General features: G+C 70.8%; 20 protein-coding genes. 14 read left to right on the top strand and 6 right to left on the bottom strand.

From position 1 onward, the window contains the following. The coding region (locus tag RSA25_RS09040; protein ID WP_332808559.1) for a two-component regulator propeller domain-containing protein at positions 1–1151 on the bottom strand (1151 nt) is incomplete at its 3' end. Between the two features lie 105 nt (positions 1152–1256). Here RSA25_RS09040 and RSA25_RS09035 point away from each other — a divergent pair. From RSA25_RS09035 to RSA25_RS09005, 7 genes are all read left to right on the top strand, one after another. Then, positions 1257–1616: a hypothetical protein gene (locus RSA25_RS09035; protein ID WP_332808558.1), complete on the top strand. Its 360-nt coding sequence runs from the start codon at positions 1257–1259 to the stop codon at positions 1614–1616. Positions 1617–1694: 78 nt separating this feature from the next. Beyond that, complete coding sequence (locus tag RSA25_RS09030; protein ID WP_332808557.1) at positions 1695–2084, top strand: AraC family transcriptional regulator; 390 nt, start codon at positions 1695–1697, stop codon at positions 2082–2084. A 29-nt stretch (positions 2085–2113) separates the two neighbouring features. Further along, entirely contained in the window at positions 2114–2770 is a 657-nt protein-coding gene (locus RSA25_RS09025) for a hydrolase (RefSeq protein WP_332808556.1), read from the top strand. A gap of 2 nt (positions 2771–2772) precedes the next feature. Beyond that, entirely contained in the window at positions 2773–3168 is a 396-nt protein-coding gene (locus RSA25_RS09020) for a DoxX family protein (RefSeq protein ID WP_332808555.1), read from the top strand. 107 nt (positions 3169–3275) lie between these two features. Further along, positions 3276–5120, top strand: a complete 1845-nt coding sequence (locus tag RSA25_RS09015) for an amidohydrolase (RefSeq protein ID WP_332808562.1) — start codon at positions 3276–3278, stop codon at positions 5118–5120. Continuing rightward, positions 5105–6400, top strand: coding sequence for an alginate export family protein (locus RSA25_RS09010; RefSeq protein WP_332808554.1), 1296 nt, complete (start codon positions 5105–5107; stop codon positions 6398–6400). Before RSA25_RS09015 ends, RSA25_RS09010 begins: the two co-directional genes overlap by 16 nt. Next, positions 6394–8031: an MFS transporter gene (locus tag RSA25_RS09005; protein ID WP_332808553.1), complete on the top strand. Its 1638-nt coding sequence runs from the start codon at positions 6394–6396 to the stop codon at positions 8029–8031. Before RSA25_RS09010 ends, RSA25_RS09005 begins: the two co-directional genes overlap by 7 nt. Positions 8032–8129: 98 nt before the next feature. Here the strand turns inward: RSA25_RS09005 and RSA25_RS09000 are convergent, their stop codons facing one another. Beyond that, on the bottom strand, positions 8130–8954 hold the full coding sequence (locus RSA25_RS09000) for an alpha/beta hydrolase (protein WP_332808552.1): 825 nt from the start codon (positions 8952–8954) through the stop codon (positions 8130–8132). Between the two features lie 166 nt (positions 8955–9120). On the opposite strand from RSA25_RS09000, the gene RSA25_RS08995 reads away from it, so the two are divergent. The 5 genes from RSA25_RS08995 to RSA25_RS08975 all read left to right on the top strand — a co-directional run bounded on the left by RSA25_RS08995 (position 9121) and on the right by RSA25_RS08975 (position 13374). Further along, on the top strand, positions 9121–9894 hold the full coding sequence (locus RSA25_RS08995; protein WP_332808551.1) for a hypothetical protein: 774 nt from the start codon (positions 9121–9123) through the stop codon (positions 9892–9894). Positions 9895–9964: 70 nt separating this feature from the next. Beyond that, positions 9965–10942: a zinc-binding dehydrogenase gene (locus RSA25_RS08990; RefSeq protein WP_332808550.1), complete on the top strand. Its 978-nt coding sequence runs from the start codon at positions 9965–9967 to the stop codon at positions 10940–10942. A gap of 82 nt (positions 10943–11024) precedes the next feature. Then, on the top strand, positions 11025–11696 hold the full coding sequence (locus tag RSA25_RS08985; protein WP_332808549.1) for a class I SAM-dependent methyltransferase: 672 nt from the start codon (positions 11025–11027) through the stop codon (positions 11694–11696). Between the two features lie 68 nt (positions 11697–11764). Then, positions 11765–12460, top strand: a complete 696-nt coding sequence (locus RSA25_RS08980) for an NAD(P)H-binding protein (RefSeq protein WP_332808548.1) — start codon at positions 11765–11767, stop codon at positions 12458–12460. Continuing rightward, a complete protein-coding gene (locus tag RSA25_RS08975) occupies positions 12457–13374 on the top strand; it encodes a M14 family metallocarboxypeptidase (protein WP_332808547.1) in 918 nt (305 codons plus the stop codon). The genes RSA25_RS08980 and RSA25_RS08975 overlap by 4 nt, the downstream gene beginning before the upstream one ends. Positions 13375–13431: 57 nt before the next feature. Here RSA25_RS08975 and RSA25_RS08970 read toward each other — a convergent pair whose 3' ends face one another. Further along, positions 13432–14268 carry an isocitrate lyase/phosphoenolpyruvate mutase family protein gene (locus RSA25_RS08970; RefSeq protein ID WP_332808561.1) on the bottom strand — a complete coding sequence of 279 codons (837 nt, stop codon included), beginning with the start codon at positions 14266–14268 and terminating at the stop codon, positions 13432–13434. A 135-nt stretch (positions 14269–14403) separates the two neighbouring features. Between RSA25_RS08970 and RSA25_RS08965 the strand changes: the two genes are divergently transcribed. Further along, positions 14404–15765, top strand: a complete 1362-nt coding sequence (locus RSA25_RS08965) for a hypothetical protein (protein WP_332808546.1) — start codon at positions 14404–14406, stop codon at positions 15763–15765. A 55-nt stretch (positions 15766–15820) separates the two neighbouring features. Here the strand turns inward: RSA25_RS08965 and RSA25_RS08960 are convergent, their stop codons facing one another. From RSA25_RS08960 to RSA25_RS08950, 3 genes are all read right to left on the bottom strand, one after another. Beyond that, positions 15821–16969: an MFS transporter gene (locus RSA25_RS08960; protein ID WP_332808545.1), complete on the bottom strand. Its 1149-nt coding sequence runs from the start codon at positions 16967–16969 to the stop codon at positions 15821–15823. 10 nt (positions 16970–16979) lie between these two features. Beyond that, positions 16980–17756: a DeoR/GlpR family DNA-binding transcription regulator gene (locus RSA25_RS08955; protein ID WP_332808544.1), complete on the bottom strand. Its 777-nt coding sequence runs from the start codon at positions 17754–17756 to the stop codon at positions 16980–16982. A gap of 155 nt (positions 17757–17911) precedes the next feature. Then, positions 17912–18820 carry a LysR family transcriptional regulator gene (locus RSA25_RS08950; protein WP_332808543.1) on the bottom strand — a complete coding sequence of 303 codons (909 nt, stop codon included), beginning with the start codon at positions 18818–18820 and terminating at the stop codon, positions 17912–17914. Between the two features lie 101 nt (positions 18821–18921). Between RSA25_RS08950 and RSA25_RS08945 the strand changes: the two genes are divergently transcribed. Then, positions 18922–19683, top strand: a complete 762-nt coding sequence (locus tag RSA25_RS08945) for an SDR family oxidoreductase (RefSeq protein WP_332808542.1) — start codon at positions 18922–18924, stop codon at positions 19681–19683. The last annotated feature ends 120 nt before the right edge of the window (positions 19684–19803 follow it).

The following is a 19803-nucleotide window of genomic DNA, read 5'->3' as shown; positions in this document are numbered from 1 at the left end:
CTGGCCTGCAGCAGGTCGCGGCGCAAGGCCATCGGCTGCATGTCCTGGCCGTAGGCGAACACCTGCGCATCCGGGGCCTGGTACAGCGTGCGCAGCGGATCGGCCGGGCCGGGCAGGGCAAGGGCGTGCACGACGTGCATGCGGAAGCGGTTGAGCCCCAGGTTGGTGCCCACCCACAGGTTGCGCTCGCGATCCTCCAGCAGCGGCACTGCGGTGGTGGAGGCCAGTCCCTGCGCCGCATCGAAACGCGCCACGCGCTGGCCCGCCGGCGCAGCCGGGTCCAGCTGGAAGATGCCGCCGTTGTCCACCAGGCTGCCCCACAGGCGGCCATCGGCGGTGAACTGGATGCGTTTGGCGAGCAGGCCGGGCACGCGCCGGGCCTCGCGTTCGGCGGCTGGCAGCAGGCCACGCACATCGGCCACCGGCATCACCCCGCGCTGGCGGTCGGCCAGCCAGATCTGGCCATCGGCGCGCAGCGCCAACGTGGAGAACGGCGCCACCGCCAAGGCCAGCGGCTGCCAGCGCGTGGCCGTGGCCGGCAGCTGCCACAGGCGCTTGTCGGCGATCAGCCACAGGGTGCCGGCGCGGTCGCGCAGCAGCCACTGCGCCGGCACATCGCCGATGCCCATGGCCGGGCTGGGCCGCTGCCAGCGCCGGCCGTCGAACCAGCGCAGCCCGCCGTCGCTGGCCGCCCACAGCCGGCCGCCGCCGTCCCGCGCCAGCCGCGGCACCAGCCCGGGTGGCAGCCCCTGGGCCTGCTGGTAGTGGGCAAGGCCGTGGCGGTCGATCCGGCTGATGCCCGCGTTGTAGTAGGCGATCCACAGCGTGCCGTCGGGGTCCTGTGCCAGGGTGGTCATGTTCGAGGAGGGGAACGCCTGGCCCGCGGGCGGCTCGCGGCGCTCGAACTGGCGGCCGTCGAAACGGTACAGGCCGGTGCCGGTGGCCAGCAGCAGGCTGCCATCGTCTGCCTGGGCGATGTCCCAGATGTCGCCGGGCGCGCCTTGGCCCACCACCCAGGCGGTATGTTCGTAGTCGGCCAGGCCATCGGCCAGCGCCGGCCAGCACGCCAGCAGCAGCCACAGCATCGCGCAACGCCCGGGCAGGCGGCGGCGGGCGCGGGCAGGGGCGGGCAGGCGCGGGGCATCGGGCATCCGCGCATTGTCTCAGGGTTGGGGGCAGTGCCTGCCTACTCTTTCGGGGCAGGCGCGGGCACCGCGCGATGCGGTACCCATAGCGGCCCGAACCGGAACGCGCCGATGCAACGACTGTTCGTGATGTTCCCCGACCGCGCGCCGGGCATCGGCCTGGTGCTGCTGCGGCTGGCGTTGTGCGCGGCGTTGATGACCGCCCCGGCGCCCGTGCCCGGCTGGTGGCAGGGCGTGGCGCTGCTGGCCGGCGGCCTGCTGCTGCTCGGGGTGTGGACGCCGTTGGCGGCGCTGTCCACGCTGGGGTTGCTGGGCGTGCAGCTGGCCACCCACGCGGCCTGGTTGCCGGTACCGCTGGCGATGCTGCTGCTGGGGCCGGGCGCGTACTCGCTGGATGCGCGTCGCTTCGGGCGGCGCGTGCTGCTGCGCGGGCCGGGCACCGGCACCGGCGGGCATCCCCCGAAAGAGTAGCCATCGCCACCTCCGATGGAGGGTAGGTGGGGGCGGTGCGGGCGGCGACCATGGCACACCCCGTCGCGGAGCCTGCTGATGGCTGCTGCCGCCCCACCGACGTCGCCCCCGCCGGCCGTCACATTGCCCCCCACCCAGGCCGCCGCGCTGCGTCGGGCCCAGGCCTACATCGAAGCCCACCTGCAGCAGCCGATGCTGGTCGACGACCTGGCCGCGGCCGCCTGCGTGAGCCGTTTCCACCTGGCCAGGCTGTTCCGGGCCGGCACCGGGCTCAGTCCGACCGCCTACCTGCGCCGCCGCCGTATCGAACACGCCCAGCAGCTGCTGCATGCCGGCGGCCTGAAGGTCAGCCAGATCGCCAGCACGCTGTGCTTCTTCGACCAGAGTCATTTCGTGCGCAGCTTCCGCGCGGTGACCGGCTGCACGCCCCGCCATTTCGCCCGGCGCAGCCTGCGCCCGGCCCCGTGATCCACCCCTTCATCCAACAAGGAATGCCCATGAACAAGGCCACCGCCGTCGCCGGCCCGTCATTGCTGTCGCCCACCGACCATGCCCTGGTGCTGATCGACTTCCAGTCGCAGATGGCATTTGCCACCCATACCATCGACATCTCCGCGCTGCGCAACAACGTCTCGCTGATCGCCAAGGGCGCGGCCGGGTTCCAGGTGCCGGTGGTGCTCACCACCGTGGCCGAGAAGTCCTTCTCCGGCCCGATGTTCCCGGAGCTGCCGGCGATCTTCCCCGGCCAGGCCGTGTTCGACCGCACCTCGATGAACACCTGGGAAGACCAGCCGGTGATCGATGAGATCAACCGCATCGGCAAGCCGCGCCTGGTGCTGGCCGGGCTGTGGACCAGCGTGTGCATCGTCGGCCCGGCGCTGTCGGCGCTGGCGCAGGGGTTCGAGGTGTACGTGATCACCGATGCCTGTGGCGATGTCAGCGTGGAGGCGCACGAGCGCGCGGTCACGCGCATGGTGCAGGCCGGCGCGGTGCCGATCACCTCGGTGCAGTACCTGCTGGAACTGCAGCGCGACTGGGCGCGCGGGGAGACCTACGGCCTCACCACCGGCATCGCGCGCGACCACGCCGGCGGCTACGGCATCGGCATCCAGTACGCCAAGACGCTGTTCGGCGCGCAGGAAGGCGGCCACTGAACATGACCGGCGCCACGGGCCTGGACCTTGCCTTGCTGCTGCTGCGTGTGGCGGCGGGCGGGTTCCTGCTGCCGCATGCGCTGGGCAAGCTGTTGGGTTGGTTCGGCGGTCCCGGCCTGGCCGGGTTCGCCGACGAACTGCGGGGGTTCGGGCTGCCGGCGCGTGCACCGCTGCCGCTGCTGCTGGCGGGCGTGCAGGTGCTGTGTGGCCTGGCCGTGCTGCTGGGCTGGCAGGCCCGCCTCGGTGCCGGCGTGGCCGCGGTCTTCCTGCTGGCCACCGCGCTGCTGGCCCTGCCCAAGGGCTGGTTCTGGATGCGCGGCGGTGCCGAGTACTCCCTGTTCTGGGTGCTGACCCTGTGTGCGGTGGCCCTGGCCGGCCCCGGCCGGTGGGTGCCATGAACGCCCCTCCCCAACAGCCGGGCCGGCGCGACGTCCTGCGCGGCGCCGGCGCGGCGCTGGCGCTTGCCCTGGGCGGGCGCGCCTTCGCCACTTCCTCGGAGAAACCCATGTCCACGCTGCTCGTTCGCAATGCCCGCATCACCACGCTCGATCCGTCCTGCCCGCAGGCCGATGCCCTGGCCGTCGTCGATGGCCGCATCGTCGCGGTCGGCACCGAGGCGCAGGTGCGTGCCGGGCTGGACGCCCCCACCGTCATCGACGCCGGTGGCCGCCGGCTGGTGCCCGGCCTCAACGACAGCCACACCCACCTCATCCGTGGCGGGCTCAACTACAACCTGGAGCTGCGCTGGGATGGCCTGCGCTCCCTGGCCGATGCCATGGCCATGCTCAAGGCGCAGGTAGACAACACACCCGCCCCGCAATGGGTGCGCGTGGTCGGTGGGTTCACCGCCGAGCAGTTCGTGGAAAAACGCCTGCCCACCCTGGAGGAGATCAATGCGATCGCCCCGGACACGCCGGTGTTCCTGCTGCACCTGTATGACCGGGCGCTGCTCAACCGCGCCGCGCTGCGTGCCTGCGGCTACGATCGCAACACGCCCGATCCGCCCGGGGGGCAGATCGCACGCGACAGCCGGGGCAACCCGACCGGCCTGCTGCTGGCCAAGCCCAATGCGCTGATCCTGTATGCCACCCTGGCCAAGGGGCCGCGCCTGCCGATCGAGTACCAAGCCAACTCCACCCGCCATTTCATGCGCGAGTTGAACCGCCTGGGCATCACCTCGGTGATCGATGCCGGCGGTGGTTTCCAGAACTACCCCGAGGACTACCAGGTCATCGAGCAGCTGCACCGCGATGGCGAGCTGACCGTGCGCATCGCCTACAACCTGTTCACCCAGAACAAGGGCGGGGAAGTGCAGGACTTCCAGCACTGGAGCGAGATCGTGGCCCCGCGCCAGGGCGACGACCTGCTGCGCCACAACGGCGCCGGCGAAATGCTGGTGTTTTCCGCGGCCGATTTCGAGCTCTTCAACGAGCCCCGCCCGGAACTGCCGCCGGGCATGGAGCCGGAACTGGACGCGGTGGTGCGGCTGCTGGTGGAAAAGCGCTGGCCGTTCCGCATCCACGCCACCTACGATGAAAGCATCGATCGCATCCTGGATGTGTACGAGCAGGTCAACCGCGAGATCCCCTTCGATGGGCTGCACTGGTTCATCGACCACGCCGAGACCATCACCCCGCGCAACATCGACCGCATCCGCGCACTCGGCGGCGGCCTGGCCATCCAGCACCGCATGGCCTACCAGGGCGAGGCCTTCGTGCAGCGCTACGGCCGCGAGGCGGCGCGCCACACCCCGCCGGTACGACGCATGCTGCAGGCCGGCGTGCCGGTCGGGGCCGGCACCGATGCCACCCGCGTGGCCAGCTACAACCCGTGGGTGGCGCTGTCCTGGCTGGTCACCGGGCGCACGGTGGGCGGGCTGTCGCTGTACGGCGAGGAAAACCTGCTCGAGCGCGAGGAAGCCTTGCGCCTGTGGACCCAGGGCAGCGCCTGGTTCTCCGGTGACCAGGACCGCAAGGGCCGCCTGGCGGTGGGGCAGCTGGCCGACTTCTGCGTGCTGTCCTCGGACTTCTTCGCGGTGGACGATGCGTCCATTGCCGATATCACCAGCGTGCTGACCGTGGTCGGTGGCCGGGTGGTGCATGGCGACGGCGATTTCGCCGCGCTGGCGCCCACGCTGCCGCCGGCCATGCCCGACTGGTCGCCGGTCAACCGCTTCGGCGGCTACCACGTGGGCGGCACGGCCACCGGCCTGGTGGCGCACGCCCATGCGCACGGCCACGGCGGCTGTCGCACCCATGGCGCGCACGGGCATGCGGCCGCGCACGCGGTGCCGACCGATGCGCCCAACGCGTTCTGGGGCGCCATGGGGTGTTCGTGCTTCGCGTTCTGAGTCTGGGCCTGGCCACGCTGGTGGTCCCGGCCGCCGCCTCGGCCTGCGAGGCGGACGACGCGGGCCATTGCTGGTCGTTGGCCGGCGGTGCGCAGGTGCGCAGCGATGCCTCGTTGCGCCTGCGCAGCCTGTATTACGACCCGACCCGCTTCGGCGTGCAGGGTGGGGCAGATGGCTACGGCCTGTTGCGTGCGCTGGCCTCGGTCAGCGCGCAGCGCGGGGGCTGGGACGGCATGGCGCAGCTGGGCGTGCATGCCGAGCAGGGCCGCCACGGTGGCCCGGGCGGCATCGACCGCGGCGCACTGGACCTGCAGCAGGGCTACGTACGCTGGCAGGGCCGGCGCATCGGCTGGCAGGTGGGCCGGCAGGAGGCCGGATACGGCAGCTCGCGGCTGCTCTCGGTGCGCGACGGCCCCAACATCCGGCTGGCGTTCGACGGGGTCCGTGGCCGCTGGCGCGCCCCGCGCTGGCAGCTGGACGTGATGGCATTGCGTCCGGTCGATCCCCGCCCCGGTGCCTTCGACGACCGGTCGGACCACGGCCAGTACCTGCTGGGCGGCTATGCCACCGTGCACGGCCGCCGCGCGGGCAACGGGCTGGACCTGTACCTGCTTGGGTATGGGCGCGAGCAGGCGCGTTTTGCCAACGCAGGTGGCGACGAGCGCCGCACCACCCTGGGCGCGCGGTGGTTCGCCCGCAGCACGGCGTGGGATGCCAACGTGGAGCTGGTCGGGCAGCGCGGCCACCTGCGCGCCGCGCAGGGTGACCAGGCCATCCGCGCCTGGACGCTGGCCAGCGATACCGGCGTGCAATGGCGCGACCGGCGCTGGCAGCCGCGGCTGGGCGTCAAGATCGACATCGCCAGCGGCGACCGCGACCCACGCGATGGCCGCTTGCAGACGTTCAATGCGCTGTACCCCAAGGCGGCGTACTTCAGCGAGGCCAGCCTGCTGGCACCCGCCAACCTGATGGACGTGCAGCCCACGCTGCGCCTGACCCCGCACCCGGCGCTGAGCACCGAGCTGGGCTGGCAACTGGCGTGGAAGCATCGCCGCGCCGATGCGATCTACACCACCCCGGCACCGCTGGCCGCCTTGCCGGGCAGCGCGGGCACGCCGCGCCGGATCGGCCAGCAGTTCAAATGGGAAACCACCTGGCGAGCCAGCCCGCAGTGGCAATGGCAGGCACAACTGGCCTGGTTCGACGCGGGCCCCGGCCTGCGCGCGGCCGGTGGCCGCGACACTTTGTTTGCATCGATGGTAGGAGCGTGGCAATGGTAAGCAACACTGGGAGCGCCGCCCCCGGCGCGTGGTCGCCGCTGAAGATCGGCCTGTTCCGTGCGATGTGGCTGGCCATCCTTGGCAGCAACGTGGGCACCTGGATCAACGACGTGGCCGCGGCGTGGGTCATGGCCGAGCGCACCGGCTCGCCGCTGATGGTGGCGCTGGTGCAGTCGGCCACCACCGTGCCGGTGGTGCTGCTGGCGCTGGTGGCCGGCACCCTGGCCGACATCGTCGACCGCCGCCGGTACCTGCTGTTCACCCAGGGCTGGATGCTGCTGGTCGCGGCCACGCTGGCCACCCTCACCGGCCTGTCCCTGCTCACCCCGCCGTTGCTGGTGGCGCTGACCTTCGCGATGGGCTGCGGCGCGGCCATGGCCATGCCCGCCCAGGCGGCGATCGTGTCCGAGCTGGTGCCGCGGCCGATGCTGGCATCGGCGGTGGCCTTGAATTCGATCGGCATCAACATCGCCCGTTCGCTGGGGCCGGCCATCGGCGGGCTGATCGTGGCCCAGCTCGGGCCCAGCTGGGCGTTCGGACTGAACGCGCTGAGCTTTGCGGCGATGCTGATCGTATTGACCCGTTGGAAGCCCGATCCGCTGGCGTCCACGCTGCCGCCGGAGGGCTTCGGCGCCGGGCTGCGGGCGGGCCTGCGCTATGCGTTGCGGGCCGGCCGGCTGCAGGCGGTGTTGATCAAATCGGCGGGGTTCTTCTTCTTCGCCAGCGCGGTGACCGCACTGCTGCCGTTGGTGGTCCGTGCCGAGATGCACGGCGGCGCCGGCATGTACGGCGTGCTGCTGGGCTGCATCGGCATCGGCGCGGTGACCGGCGCGCTGGTGCTGCCGATCCTGCGTGCGCGCCTGGACCGTGACCTGCTGGTGCTGCTGGCCACGCTGGCCTGCGCGCTGAGCCTGTTCGGGCTGGCCTGGTGGCGGCACATGGCGCTGCTGCCGGTGGCGATGCTGGTGAACGGGTTTGCCTGGATCACCGTGCTGTCCTCGCTGCAGATCGCCGCGCAGACCGCGGTGCCGGCATGGGTGCGGGCACGCGCGTTGTCGCTGTACATCATGGTGTTCTCGCTCGGCATGGCCGCCGGCGGCCTGAGCTGGGGCAGCCTGGCCCAGCGCACCTCGATTCCGTTTGCCCTCACCCTGGCGGCGGTGGGCGCGGTGGTGGGTGGGCTGCTGGTCTGGCGGGTGCGCATCGCCGGCAGCGAAGAGCTGGACCTGCGCCCGGCTGGCACCTGGCCGGCGCCGGAGTTGGCGGTGCCGGTGTCGCACGACCGCGGGCCGGTGCTGGTGACGGTGGAGTACCGCATCGCCGAAGCGGACCGGGCCGCCTTCCACCAGCTGATGGGCGAGCTGGGGCGCACCCGGCGCCGTGATGGCGCGGTGGTGTGGGGCGTGGCCGAGGACGTGGCCACGCCCGGCATCCACCTGGAGTATTTCGTGACCAGTTCGTGGGTGGAGCACCTGCGCCAGCATGAGCGGGGCACGGCGGAGGACCGCGAACACCAGGGCAGGGTGCGCGCACTGCACCAGGGCGAGCACGCACCGATCGTGCGCCATTTCGTGGGCGGTGACGGGCAGTTGGCCGCGCACAAGCCCGGTCACGCGCACCACGACATCTAGGCCGCGGCATCCGGTATCACGGCCTTGTCCCGCCCTGCGCGGGGCATCGCCTGGCGGTGTCGTCGTCGACCACCGCCAGGCGCCGTGCCGCGTCTCGATCAGGCCTGGGCGAAGGCCAGCAGGTCCTGGTTGAACTGGTCGGCGTGGGTGACGGTCAGGCCATGTGGCGCGCCCGCATACACCTTGAGCGTGGCGTTGGCCACGATCTGCGCCGACAGGCGACCGGAGGCATCGATGGGCACGATCTGGTCGTCATCGCCGTGCACGACCAGGGTGGGCACGTCGATCTTCTTCAGGTCTTCGGTGTAATCCACTTCGGAGAACTCGCGGATGCAGTCGTACTGCCCCTTGTGGCCACCCTGCATGCCCTGCAGCCAGAACGCATCACGCATGCCCTGGCTGACCTTGTGGCCGTCGCGGTTGGCGCCGAAGAACGGGGTGGTGAGGTCCTGGTAGAACTGCGAGCGGTCGGCGGCGACGCCGGCGCGGATGCCATCGAACACCGCCAGCGGCAGGCCGCCGGGGTTGCCGGCGCTGACCACCATCTGCGGCGGCACGGCGCCGACCAGCACCGCCTTGGCCACGCGCTTGCTGCCATGGCGGCCGAGGTAGTGGGCGATTTCGCCACCGCCGGTGGAGTGGCCGACCAGGATGGCCTCGCGCAGGTCCAGGGCCTCGATCAGCGAGGCCAGGTCGTCGGCGTAGGTATCCATGTTGTTGCCGTCCCAGGTCTGGGTGGAGCGACCATGGCTGCGGCGGTCATGGGCGATCACGCGGTAGCCGTGCCGGCCCATGAACAGCATCTGCGGGTCCCAGGCATCGGCGCTGAGCGGCCAGCCGTGGGCGAACACGACCGGCTGGCCCTGGCCCCATTCCTTGTAGAAAATGTGGGTGCCATCGTTGACGGTGTGGAAGCGGCTCATCAGGTATCTCCATGTGCGTGAGGGCTGCGGCGGCGCCGCAGCGGCGCCCAGTACAGCGTGGCGAGGGGGGCGGCGATTGCATCGGTGTGCTGGATCGGGGCCGCCCATGCCACCGCCTTAACCGCCAACCGCGTATCGTCAGCGCTCTTTGAGTTGGAGTGGATGCATGCGTTGGATCGTGTTGTTGGCCGGGTTGGCCATGCCGGTGGTGTCGTGGTTCTCACAGTCCGGTGCGTTTGGTCCAACCAACGGTGCGATCTCCGACCGTTACCCGACGCTGCTGGTGGCCGCCGGCTATGCGTTCGCGATCTGGGGCGTGATCTTCCTCTGGGACGTGGTGTTTGCGGCGTGGCAACTGCGCCGCCGCAAGCCGGACCTGGTGGGCGTGCGCGGCTGGGCGGCCGCCGGTTTCGCGCTGACCGCCGCCTGGATGCCGGTGTTCTCCCAGCAGCTGTTCCTGCCGGCGCTGGCCATCATCTGGGCCGCGCTGGCCTGCCTGCTGGTGGCCGCCGTGCGTGCCGCGCCGCTGGACGCCAGCGCCGGGCAGCGGGCATGGGCGGCGTATCCGCTGGCGCTGCACGCCGGCTGGCTGTCGATGGCCGCCTTCCTCAACACCGCCCAGGTGATCGTGGCCTACCAGTGGCTGCCCACCGCGGACATGTTCGGCTGGAGCGTGGTCCTGCTGGCGCTGGCCACGCTGCTGGCGTGGGGGATGAACCAGCGTCTGCGCGGCCACTTCGCCTATCCGGCGGCCGTGGTCTGGGCGCTGCTCGGCGTGTACGTGAAGCAGTCCGGCTGGCGCCTGCCGGGCGCGGACACCGTGGCGGTGCTGGCACTGGCCGTGGCCGCACTGCTGGTGCTGCAGACCCTGCTGCTGCGCGCACGCGCGTGGCGCCAGCCGCGCGTGGCGGTGGTGGCCGCGCACAAGCACCGCCGCTAGACGCCACCCCCTTCATTCCCCCTGCCGGGCCACGGCCCGGCCTTCCCGATTCCGCAACAGGAGACGACCCATGCGCGCTGCATTGCATGACACCTTTGGCGACCCCACCGTGGTCCTGCACGGCGGCGACGCCGCCTTGCCCGAACCCGGCCCGGGCGATGTGCGCATCCGCACGATGCTGGCCCCCATCCACAACCACGACCTGTGGACCGTGCGCGGGCAGTACGGCTACAAACCGACCCTGCCGGCCATCGGCGGCAGCGAGGCCACCGGCGTGATCGACGCGCTGGGCGAGGGCGTGGACGGGCTGGCGATCGGGCAGCGGGTGAGTGCCGCCTCGGTCCACGGCACCTGGGCCGAGTACTTCCTGGCCCCGGCCAGGATGGTCATCCCGATGCCGGACGGCATCGACGATGCCACCGCCGCGCAACTGATCGCCATGCCCCTCAGCGCGCTGATGCTGCTGGAATTCCTGCAGGTGCACGAAGGCCAGTGGATCCTGCAGAACGCGGCCAACGGCGCGGTGGGCAAGGCCTTGGCGATGCTGGCCAAGGCACGCGGCGTGCACTGCGTGAACCTGGTGCGGCGCGACGAGGGCGTGGCCGAAATGCAGGCCCTGGGCATCGACCACACCATTTCCACCGCACAGTCGGACTGGATGGCACAGGTGCAGGCCTGCGTGGGCGGCGCGCCGATCCGCGCGGCGGTGGACTCGGTGGGTGGCCGCGCCAGCAGCGAGCTGATGACTCTGCTGGGCGACGGCGGCACGCTGGTGTCCTTCGGCTCGATGACCGGCGAGCCGATGCAGCTCGGTTCCGGCGATGTGATCTTCAAGCAGGCCACGGTCAAGGGGTTCTGGGGCAGCAAGGTAAGCCAGGCGATGGCGCCGGCGGACAAGCGCCGGCTGGTTGGCGAACTGCTGCAACTGGCCGCGCGCGGCGGGTTGAGCCTGCCGGTGGATGCCGTGTTCGGGCTCGACGAGATCGCCGCCGCGGCCAAGGCCAGCCTGGCCCCGGGCCGCAACGGCAAGGTCCTGCTGCGCCCGTAAAGTCCCCGCGCCACCCAACCGCTGCTGACAAAGGGCAGGGCAGAGGATAATGTAACTGCCAAAGTTACAGTAAAGGACGCCCATGGATCCCTATGCCGATGACGCGGCCGTCGCCCACTACGCCGAGGCCCCGCCGCGGCTGGTGCCGGGCTTCGCCGACCTGCAGCGCATGAGCACCCAGTTGCTGGCCGAATCCGCGCCGGCCGATGCGCACGTGCTGGTGCTGGGGGCCGGCGGTGGGCTGGAGCTGCGCGCGTTCGCGCAGGCCCAGCCGGGGTGGCGGCTGGAGGGCGTCGATCCCTCGGCCCCGATGCTCGCGCTCGCACGCCGCACCTTGGGCGAGCACGCCGACCGCGCCCGCCTGCACCTGGGCTACATCGACAGTGCGCCGGCAGGCCCGTTCGATGCCGCCGCCTGCCTGCTCACCCTGCATTTCGTGCCGCCCGCCCAGCGCCTGCCCACCCTGCAAGGCCTGCATCGGCGGCTGCGACCCGGCGCGCCGTTGGTGGTGGCGCACCTCTCGTTCGCACAGGACCCCGGCGCACGCGAACGCTGGCTGGGCCGCTATGCGCGCTTTGCCGAATCCTCGGGCATTGCCCGCGCGCAGGCCGAAAACGGCCGTGCGGCCGTGGCCGAGCACCTGCACATCCTGGCCCCGGCGCAGGAGGAGGCCCTGCTGGTGGAGGCCGGTTTCCACGCGGTCGAGCCGTTCTACCAGGGCCTGGGCTTTCGCGGCTGGCGTGCGCTGGCCTGATCCACGCGGCGACGTGCCGGTCACCGCCGGCCGCGTAGGCTGGGGCGCTGCACACACCACGGGAGTCCATGTTGACCCAGGTATTCATCATCGGTGCGGCCGGCAAGGTCGGTCGGCCCCTGGCCAGGCAACTGGCCGCGCGCGGCCATGTCGCGCTGGCGCTGCATCGCCACCCGGCGCAGGCCGCCGACCTGGCCACGCTGGGCGCCCGTCCGGTGCACGGCGACCTCACCGCCGACGACGCGCCCACCCTGGCCGCCCGCATGGCCGGCAGTGACGTGGTGGTGTTCACCGCCGGCGCCGGCGGGGCCGGCATCGCCGTGACCGATGCGGTGGACGGCGCCGGGCTGGTCCTGGCCGTGGCGGCCGCCCGCCAGGCGGGCGTGGCGCGGTTCCTGCTGGTATCCGCCTTCCCCGAGGCGGGGCGCGGCAAGGCCCTGGGCGAGGGCTTCGAGCATTACATGGCGGTCAAGAAACGCGCCGATGTGCACCTGGCCGCCAGCGACCTGGCGTGGGTGATCCTGCGCCCGGGCACGCTCAACGATGCGCCTGGCACCGGCCGGATCACGGCCGGCCCCGCCATCGCCTACGGCGAGGTGCCACGCGAGGACGTGGCGGCCACGCTGGTCGGCTTGATCGAGCGGCCAGCGCTGCAGCACTGCATCATCGAACTCACCGGCGGTGAGGTGCGCGTCGATCAGGCGCTGGATCGGCTTGGCGTAAAATGTGCGCCTACCACTGCCACACAGACGAGCACGCCATGACCAACGCCTCCTTCTATCCCATCGGCACGCCGGGCCAGCCGTGGGGCGCGGACGAAAAGGCGCAATGGCGTGCCAGGCAGGTGCCGCAACGCCAGTATGCCGACGACGTGCTGCCGGCGCTGGAGGCCCTGCGTGCCGACTTCGACGTGGTCCAGTACGGCACCCTTGAGTACGCCCCGCACCGTTACCCGCTGTGCGCGGTACGCAGCCGCGACTGGGACCCGCAGTTGCCGGGCATGCTCGTCACCGGCGGCGTGCACGGCTATGAAACCAGCGGCGTGCAGGGCGCGCTGCAGTTCCTGGCCACGCGTGCGAAGGACTACGCCGGCCGTGCCAACCTGCTGGTCGCGCCCTGCGTGAGCCCGTGGGGCTACGAGCGCATCCAGCGCTGGAACGCCGATGCGATCGACCCCAACCGCTCCTTCGTCACCGACAGCCCGGCAGCGGAGTCGGCGGCGTTGATGGCCCTGGTCGAACCGCTGCGCGCGGGCATGCGCATGCACATCGACCTGCACGAAACCACCGACAGCGACGAGAGCGAATTCCGCCCGGCCCTGGCGGCCCGCGATGGCAAGCCGTTCGAACCGGGCCTGATCCCCGATGGCTTCTACCTGGTGGACGACAGCGAAAACCCGCAGCCGGCCTTCCAGACCGCGGTCAATGCCGCGGTGGAGCAGGTGACCCATATCGCGCCGGCCGACGACAACCACCAGATCATCGGCTCGCCGGTGGTGGCCCCCGGGGTGATCGAGTACCCGCTGAAGAAGCTCGGCCTGTGCGCCAGCATCAGCGGCGCCACCTACACCACCACCACCGAGGTCTACCCGGACAGCCCGCGTGCCACCCCGCAGCAGTGCAACGACGCGCAGGTGGCAGCGGTGTGCGCGGCCATCGATTACGCGTTGGCGCACTGAGGATCGCCGCCCAGACCCCTCGCGCGATGCCGGCCGCTGGCCGGCTATTCGCGTCCGTCAGCGGAACAACTGGTTCAGTGCCGCGCCCGATGCCGCGTCGGCAAAGCCGTCGAAGCGGCCCTCGTCCCTGAGCAGCTGCGAGGCGCGCATCATGCCGCCCCACGCGGTGCGTGCCATCGCACCGCCCACGCTCACCCGGCGCACGCCCATCGCGGCGATGTCCTGCAGGGTGAACGGCACCGCGCTGCCCACCAGCAGGTTGACCGGCTTGGGCGCCACCGCGGCCACCACGGCCTCGATCTGCTCGCGGGTGGTGATGCCCGGTGCGTACAGGCAGTCGGCACCGGCCTCGGCGTAGGCGCGCAGGCGCGTGATCGCATCGTCCAGGTCCGGGCGACCGACGAAGAAGTGTTCCGCCCGCCCCACCAGCAGCACGTCCTGGCCGCTGCGATCAATCGCTGCGCGGGCCGCCCGCACGCGCGCCACGGCCTCGTCAAGCGGGCGCAACGGCTGCGCCGGATCGCCGCTGGCATCCTCGATGGACAGGCCTGCCACGCCGGTGGCGATGGCCTGGCCCACGGCGCGCGCGACCGCGGCGGGATCGGCGCCGAAGCCATCGCCGAAATCGGCGTTGACCGGCAGCGGCGTGGCCGCGGCAAGCGCCTGCAGGTGGGCCAGGGTCGCCTCCAGCGACAACGCACCGTCCGGCTTGCCCTGGCTCCAGGCCACCCCGGAGCTGGTGCTGGCCAGCGCGGCAAACCCCAGGCCGTGCAGGTAGCGCGCACTGCCCACGTCCCACGGGTTGGGCAGGACGAAACAGCCCTGCGCGTGCAGCGCACGGAAGGCCGCGCGGCGGGGTTGGGGATCGAAGGTCAATGCAGGCACGGCGCCAATCCAGCAAACGATAGCCCGATGGTAACGCTGCCGAAGGGGAGCGGCCGCCATTCGCTGCTAAAGAATCAGCGAAAGCGGCCGAAAGGCTGACTGAGCGCCTTCAGACGCTGACGGTACACACAAGGAGAAAAGTGCATGGAAGCCATTACGCTGTTTGCGCAGATCGACCAGTCTTCGGTAAGTCCAAACGGCGACAGGGAATCGAGCGAGTGGGTTTTCGACGCCTTTGTAGCGACGGAGTGGGTCACACAGGGGCGGCTTCCTTCCGAGGGCATGGAAGACAATGCACTGGATGAAGCGTATCCCGTCGCGATCATCGCCATCGACGGCAAATCGGCGTCGCGGACGTTCAAGATTCGCCCGAATATGACCGGCACGGCGTGGTACCAGATCACTGTGGATGCGGGCAAAGGTCTTCCGGCACGCGTGGTTGGCGGTGGCGAGGGGGAAGGCGAAGTATCCGTGACGGATATTCGACGCGTGGACGGCCGCCAGGCGAAACGACTGGATGCACTTGTGGCAATGCCGAAGGGCAACACGCCGAAGCTTGAAGAGCTGAAGCAGCTTTTTGTGCCGGTGGACCGCGCCGCCAGCGTGCCGGATGCCGTTGTCGTTGATGTGGGTCAGGCCGCCTTGGCCGCATTGTGCATGCCGGGAGGCGGCGATCCATTGTTGTTCGTGGATCTTGGCTGGCCCACGATCTTCAATCGTCAAGGCCTTCCCGCCTGCCTTCCTGACATGACCAGCACCAGCGCTACAGTGCTGCTGACGCACTGGGACTGGGACCATTGGGGTTTGGCACTGAAAAGCATCAAATGGGCGGGGTCACCCAAGCATTGCGTGATCACCTGGAACCTCGCCGCACTGGATCGTCCTTGGGTAGTGCCGGGCGTTGGCAAGGCGTGGGGAAGCGTCAAGCTGTCACCGATGCACTGGCGGTTCGCATTGGCCTTGGCGCGACGGGGCAATCTGTATCGCTGGCCGTCCTCCACCTCCTTTATGTCCAACCAGCATTTGATGGTTGCACGCGTGAGTGGTGGCAAAGCTGGGGATCGCAACAACAACGGCCTGGTTGCTGTCGTTGCCGACCAGTCCGTCGGTCTCGCTCCGCGCCGCGCGATTGTCCTGCCAGGCGATGCCAACTATCCGAATTTGCCCTTTTGCAAACCTGGATGGACGCCCAAATACGCGTTCAGCGGCTTGGCCGCCTCGCATCACGGCGGCAAGGTGACGGTCGCCAAAATCCCTCCCGCGGCATCGCCCGCATGGCTGGCGATGTCAGTGGGAATGGGCAACCGATACAAACACCCCGCGACGCAGGCACAGCGGGGTTACATCGACAAAGGCTGGACCTGGCAGGTGCCGACGTCGCACCGCTGCGTCGGCACTGCGGCGGCTGCGCATGCGGCCCACGGGAGCGTCCTGCTCACCACCCTCACCGAGAGGCAGCAATGGGCGCCGAGCGTCGCCCCATGCTGGTACCAACCCGTTCAGTAGCGGGGACACGACCCGTGAGAGCAGCATCTCACGGGTGTCGTAGGCCGCCGCCGGCTCAGGCCCGCAGCCGCCGTGCCGCCAGCCCGATGCCGACCAGCGCGACGGCCACCAGGCAGAAGGCCACCACCAGGCTGCTGCCCTGGGCGACGAAGCCGATCAACGCCGGCCCGGCCAGCACACCGGCATAGCCCAGCGTGGTGATGGCCGGGATCGCCAGGCTTTCCGGCATGGCCTTCTGGTTGCCGGCCATCGAGAACAGGGCCGGCACGATGTTGGCGCAGCCCAGCCCGATCAGCGCGTAGCCGACCAGCGCCAACGGCAGCACCGGGGCGAAGGTGACCAGGCCGAAGCCGGCGGCGGCCACCAGGCTGCCCAGCAGGATGGCCAGGTGACGGCCCAACCGTGCCACCAGGCCATCGCCCACCAGCCGGGTCACGGTCATGGCGATGGCGAAGGTCATGAAGCCCAGCCCGGCGCGCGAGGCCTCCACCTGCTGCACCTCATGCAGGAAGACCGCGCTCCAGTCGAGCATCGCGCCCTCGGCCAGGAAGGCCACGAAGCACAGCACGCCGATGCCCAGCACCACCCCGTGCGGGATCGCGAACACCGGCGCATCGGCCGGGGCCTTGTCGCGGCGCCAGCGCGGCGAGGCGATCGCCAGCAGCACGGTCATCACCGCCACCGCCAGCACGCACACCACCCACGGCGCCAGGTGCAGCGCCAGCAACGCGGTCATCGCCGCCGCACCGACCGCCCCGCCGATGCTGTAGAAGGCGTGGAAGCCGGACATCATCGGCCGCCCGGCGTCGCGCTCCACCATCACCGCATGGATGTTCATCGTGCAATCGCAGGCCCCCACGCCCGCACCGAACACGAACAGGGCCAGGCCCAGTGTCCATGGCGAGGGTGCCAGCGCCAGCAGCGGCAGGCTGGCGATCACCATCAACACGGTCGCCACCATCACCGCGCGGCAGCCATGGCGGGCGGCCAGCACGCCGGCCAGCGGCATGGCCAGCAGCGAGCCGGCCCCCAGGCACAGCAGCACCAGCCCCAGCGAGCCCTCATCCAGGCCGGTGCGGGCTTTGGCGAAGGGCACCAGCGGCGCCCAGGCGGCGGTGGCAAAGCCGGGCAGGAAGAACGCGGCGCGGGTGGCGTGCTGCTCGGCGCGGGTGCCGGGGGTGGCAACGGGGGTCAACAAGGTCATGCGGCAAGGCTCATTCGGTGGGGGCGTAAAGCAGATCGATGCCATGGCGCGCGAACGCCTCGGCCTGGGCGGGTGGGGCATCGGCCAGCAGGACCAGCACGTCGATCCGTTCGACCGGGGCGATGCGGTGGGCGGCCTGCGCGCCCAGTTTTTCGTTGCTGGCCACCACCACGCAGCGGCTGCTGGCCGCGAGCAGGGCGCGCTTGAGCGCCGCTTCCTCGCCGTCCACCGCCCACAGGCCGGCCTCGGCATCCACCGCGCAGGTGCCGATGAAGCACACGTCCGCACGCAGCGCGGCGATCGCCTCCAGCGCCTGCGCGCCCACGGCCGCGCCGATGCGCGGGTCCAGCCGGCCGCCGATCAGGCTCACCTCGATGCCACCGCGCGCCATCAACCGCAGCGCGATGTCCGGTGCATTGGTGGTCACGTGCAGGCCCTGCTGGTCCGGCAACGCGGCGGCGATCGCGCTGTTGGTGGAGCCGGCGTCCAGCAGCACGCGCTCGCCGGGGCGCACCTGCGTGGCCGCCGCCCGCGCCAGTGCGTGTTTCTGCCCGGCCTGCAGCGCGTGCCGGTCGGCCAACGGGGGGAAATCCGGCGTGGCGGGCAGGGCACCGCCGTACACCTTGCGGCACAGTCCCTGCGCGGCCAGGTCGCGCAGGTCGCGGCGGATGGAATCCTCCGACACGCCCATCTGCAGCGCGAGCTGCGCCGAGAACACGCGGCCCTGCTCGCGCAGCAGGCGCAGGATGAGGTGTTGGCGTTCGCCGGGCAGGGGATCGGTGCTCATGCACGGGGCTCGGGTCAGGAACGGGGAAAGCGCAAGGCGGCGCAAACGTAGGCAATCGTACCGCCGACAACGCGCAATCAAACACAGAGTGAGGTCACAATATGCATAACCGTGCACAAATGGCGGCGTGATCGTGCGCGTTTCCCGTGCGCCCCTCAATCCTCGCGCTGCAGCTCCGGCTGGATCACCCCCGCCACCCACTCCATGAACGCCACCACCCGCCGCGGCAGGTGGCGCCGCTGGGCGTACAGCAGGGTGACCGGCATCGGCTCGGCCGGATACTGCGGCAGCACCTCCACCAGCGTGCCGGCGGCCAGCGCCTGGCGCGCGCCCAGCCTGGGCACCTGGATGATGCCCAGCCCGGCCAGGGCGGCGGCGCTGTAGGCCTCGCCACTGTTGACGGTGATCGCCCCGCGCATCGGCAGGGTGCGATACGCCTGGCCATCGTGGTACTCGAAACCGGGCGAGCGCTGGCCCAGCGTGCCCACGTAGTGCACCAGCGCGTGCTCGGCCAGGTCGGCCAGCGTGTGTGGCATGCCGTGCGTGGCCAGGTAGCCGGGGCTGGCGCAGTTGAGCACCGGCATCTGGCCCAGCGGGCGCGCCACCAGCGTGTTGTCGTCCAGCCCGCCCACCCGCAGCACGCAGTCGAAGCCCTCGCGCACCAGGTCCACGCGGCGATCGGTGCCGCTCAGTTCCAGCTCCAGCCCGGGGTGGTCGTGCAGGAACTGCGGCAGGTGCGGGATCACCAGTTGCCGGGCCAGCCCGCTGGACATGTCCACCCGCAGGCGGCCCTTAAGCTGGCGCGTATCACGGCGGAACATGCCCTGCAGGTCTTCCATGTCATCGAGCAGGTCGCGGGCGCGCTGCTGGAACTGCGCGCCATCGGCACTGAGCTGCACGCGGCGGGTGGTCCGGTGCAGCAACTGCACGCCCACCTCGGCCTCCAGGCGTTGCACGGCCAGCGAGACACTGGCCTTGGGCAGGCCGAGGCTGTCGGCCGCGCCGGTGAACGAGCCAAGCTCGGCCACCCGCAGGAAGCTGCGCAGTTGATCCAGGCGATCCATGGATTGTTATCCGATGTTGAACAGTCAAATCAGAATCGCGCGGTTTATGCCCGTTCGCAAGATCAATAGTCTGTACCTCCACCCCTTGCTGGAGTCCTGACATGCCCCTTTCCCCCCGCATCGTGCTGATCACCGGCGGCAGCCGTGGCCTCGGCCGCAATGCCGCCCTGGCGCTGGCCGCCGACGGCGCCGACATCGTGCTGACCTACCGCCACCAGGCCGACGCCGCGCAGGCGGTGGTGGCGCAGATCCAGGCCTTGGGGCGCCGCGCGGTCGCCTTGCCGCTGGACGTGGCCGACAGCGAGGGCTTCGCCGCCTTCGCCGGGCAGGTCAGGCAGACCCTCGCCGGCTGGGGCGCCACCCACCTGCAAGGCCTGCTCAACAATGCCGGCGAAGGGCTGCACGCCAGCATCGCCGACACCACCCCGGCCCAGTTCGACCACGCCGTGGCCGTGCACCTGAAAGGGCCGTACTTCCTCACCCAGGCGCTGTTGCCCTTGATCGCCGATGGTGGCCGCATCCTCAACGTGTCCAGCGGCCTGGCGCGGTTCTCGCTGGCGGGCATGTCGGCCTACGCGATGATGAAGGGCGGCATCGAGGTGTTCACCCGTTACCTGGCCAAGGAGCTGGGGGCGCGCGGGATCAGCGCCAACACGCTGGCCCCGGGCGCGATCGCGACGGATTTCGGTGGCGGCCACGTGCGTGACGACGAACAGGTCAACCGCATGGTCGCGTCCAACACCGCGTTGGGCCGCGCCGGGGAGGCCGATGACATCGGTCCGGTCGCCGTTGCCCTGTTGTCGCCGCGCACGGCGTGGATCAACGCGCAGCGCGTGGAAGCCTCCGGCGGCATGTTCGTCTGACGGCAACGGGCGTGCGCTGAGCGTGCACGCCCGTCGTGGAGGCACGTTGCAAACGGGTCGCATTCGCAGTTCGCGGCTATCATGGGCGTTCTGTCCGTTGTCGAGCCGAGCCTGATTTGA

The organism is Stenotrophomonas sp. (assembly GCF_036662295.1).
Taxonomy (GTDB): domain Bacteria; phylum Pseudomonadota; class Gammaproteobacteria; order Xanthomonadales; family Xanthomonadaceae; genus Stenotrophomonas.
This window is presented reverse-complemented; position numbering and strand designations above follow the sequence as displayed.

What these genes read in the sequence shown, in the direction of transcription:
- RSA25_RS08955 (WP_332808544.1), bottom strand. Translation starts at nt 17,756, where the DNA reads ATGAGCACCGATCCCCTGCCCGGCGAACGCCAACACCTCATCCTGCGC.
- RSA25_RS08950 (WP_332808543.1), bottom strand. Translation starts at nt 18,820, where the DNA reads ATGGATCGCCTGGATCAACTGCGCAGCTTCCTGCGGGTGGCCGAGCTT.
- RSA25_RS08985 (WP_332808549.1), top strand. Translation starts at nt 11,025, where the DNA reads ATGGATCCCTATGCCGATGACGCGGCCGTCGCCCACTACGCCGAGGCC.
- RSA25_RS09035 (WP_332808558.1), top strand. Translation starts at nt 1,257, where the DNA reads ATGCAACGACTGTTCGTGATGTTCCCCGACCGCGCGCCGGGCATCGGC.
- RSA25_RS08995 (WP_332808551.1), top strand. Translation starts at nt 9,121, where the DNA reads ATGCGTTGGATCGTGTTGTTGGCCGGGTTGGCCATGCCGGTGGTGTCG.
- RSA25_RS09015 (WP_332808562.1), top strand. Translation starts at nt 3,276, where the DNA reads ATGTCCACGCTGCTCGTTCGCAATGCCCGCATCACCACGCTCGATCCG.
- RSA25_RS09025 (WP_332808556.1), top strand. Translation starts at nt 2,114, where the DNA reads ATGAACAAGGCCACCGCCGTCGCCGGCCCGTCATTGCTGTCGCCCACC.
- RSA25_RS09030 (WP_332808557.1), top strand. Translation starts at nt 1,695, where the DNA reads ATGGCTGCTGCCGCCCCACCGACGTCGCCCCCGCCGGCCGTCACATTG.
- RSA25_RS09005 (WP_332808553.1), top strand. Translation starts at nt 6,394, where the DNA reads ATGGTAAGCAACACTGGGAGCGCCGCCCCCGGCGCGTGGTCGCCGCTG.
- RSA25_RS08980 (WP_332808548.1), top strand. Translation starts at nt 11,765, where the DNA reads ATGTTGACCCAGGTATTCATCATCGGTGCGGCCGGCAAGGTCGGTCGG.
- RSA25_RS08965 (WP_332808546.1), top strand. Translation starts at nt 14,404, where the DNA reads ATGGAAGCCATTACGCTGTTTGCGCAGATCGACCAGTCTTCGGTAAGT.
- RSA25_RS08975 (WP_332808547.1), top strand. Translation starts at nt 12,457, where the DNA reads ATGACCAACGCCTCCTTCTATCCCATCGGCACGCCGGGCCAGCCGTGG.
- RSA25_RS08960 (WP_332808545.1), bottom strand. Translation starts at nt 16,969, where the DNA reads ATGACCTTGTTGACCCCCGTTGCCACCCCCGGCACCCGCGCCGAGCAG.
- RSA25_RS09020 (WP_332808555.1), top strand. Translation starts at nt 2,773, where the DNA reads ATGACCGGCGCCACGGGCCTGGACCTTGCCTTGCTGCTGCTGCGTGTG.
- RSA25_RS08945 (WP_332808542.1), top strand. Translation starts at nt 18,922, where the DNA reads ATGCCCCTTTCCCCCCGCATCGTGCTGATCACCGGCGGCAGCCGTGGC.
- RSA25_RS09000 (WP_332808552.1), bottom strand. Translation starts at nt 8,954, where the DNA reads ATGAGCCGCTTCCACACCGTCAACGATGGCACCCACATTTTCTACAAG.
- RSA25_RS08990 (WP_332808550.1), top strand. Translation starts at nt 9,965, where the DNA reads ATGCGCGCTGCATTGCATGACACCTTTGGCGACCCCACCGTGGTCCTG.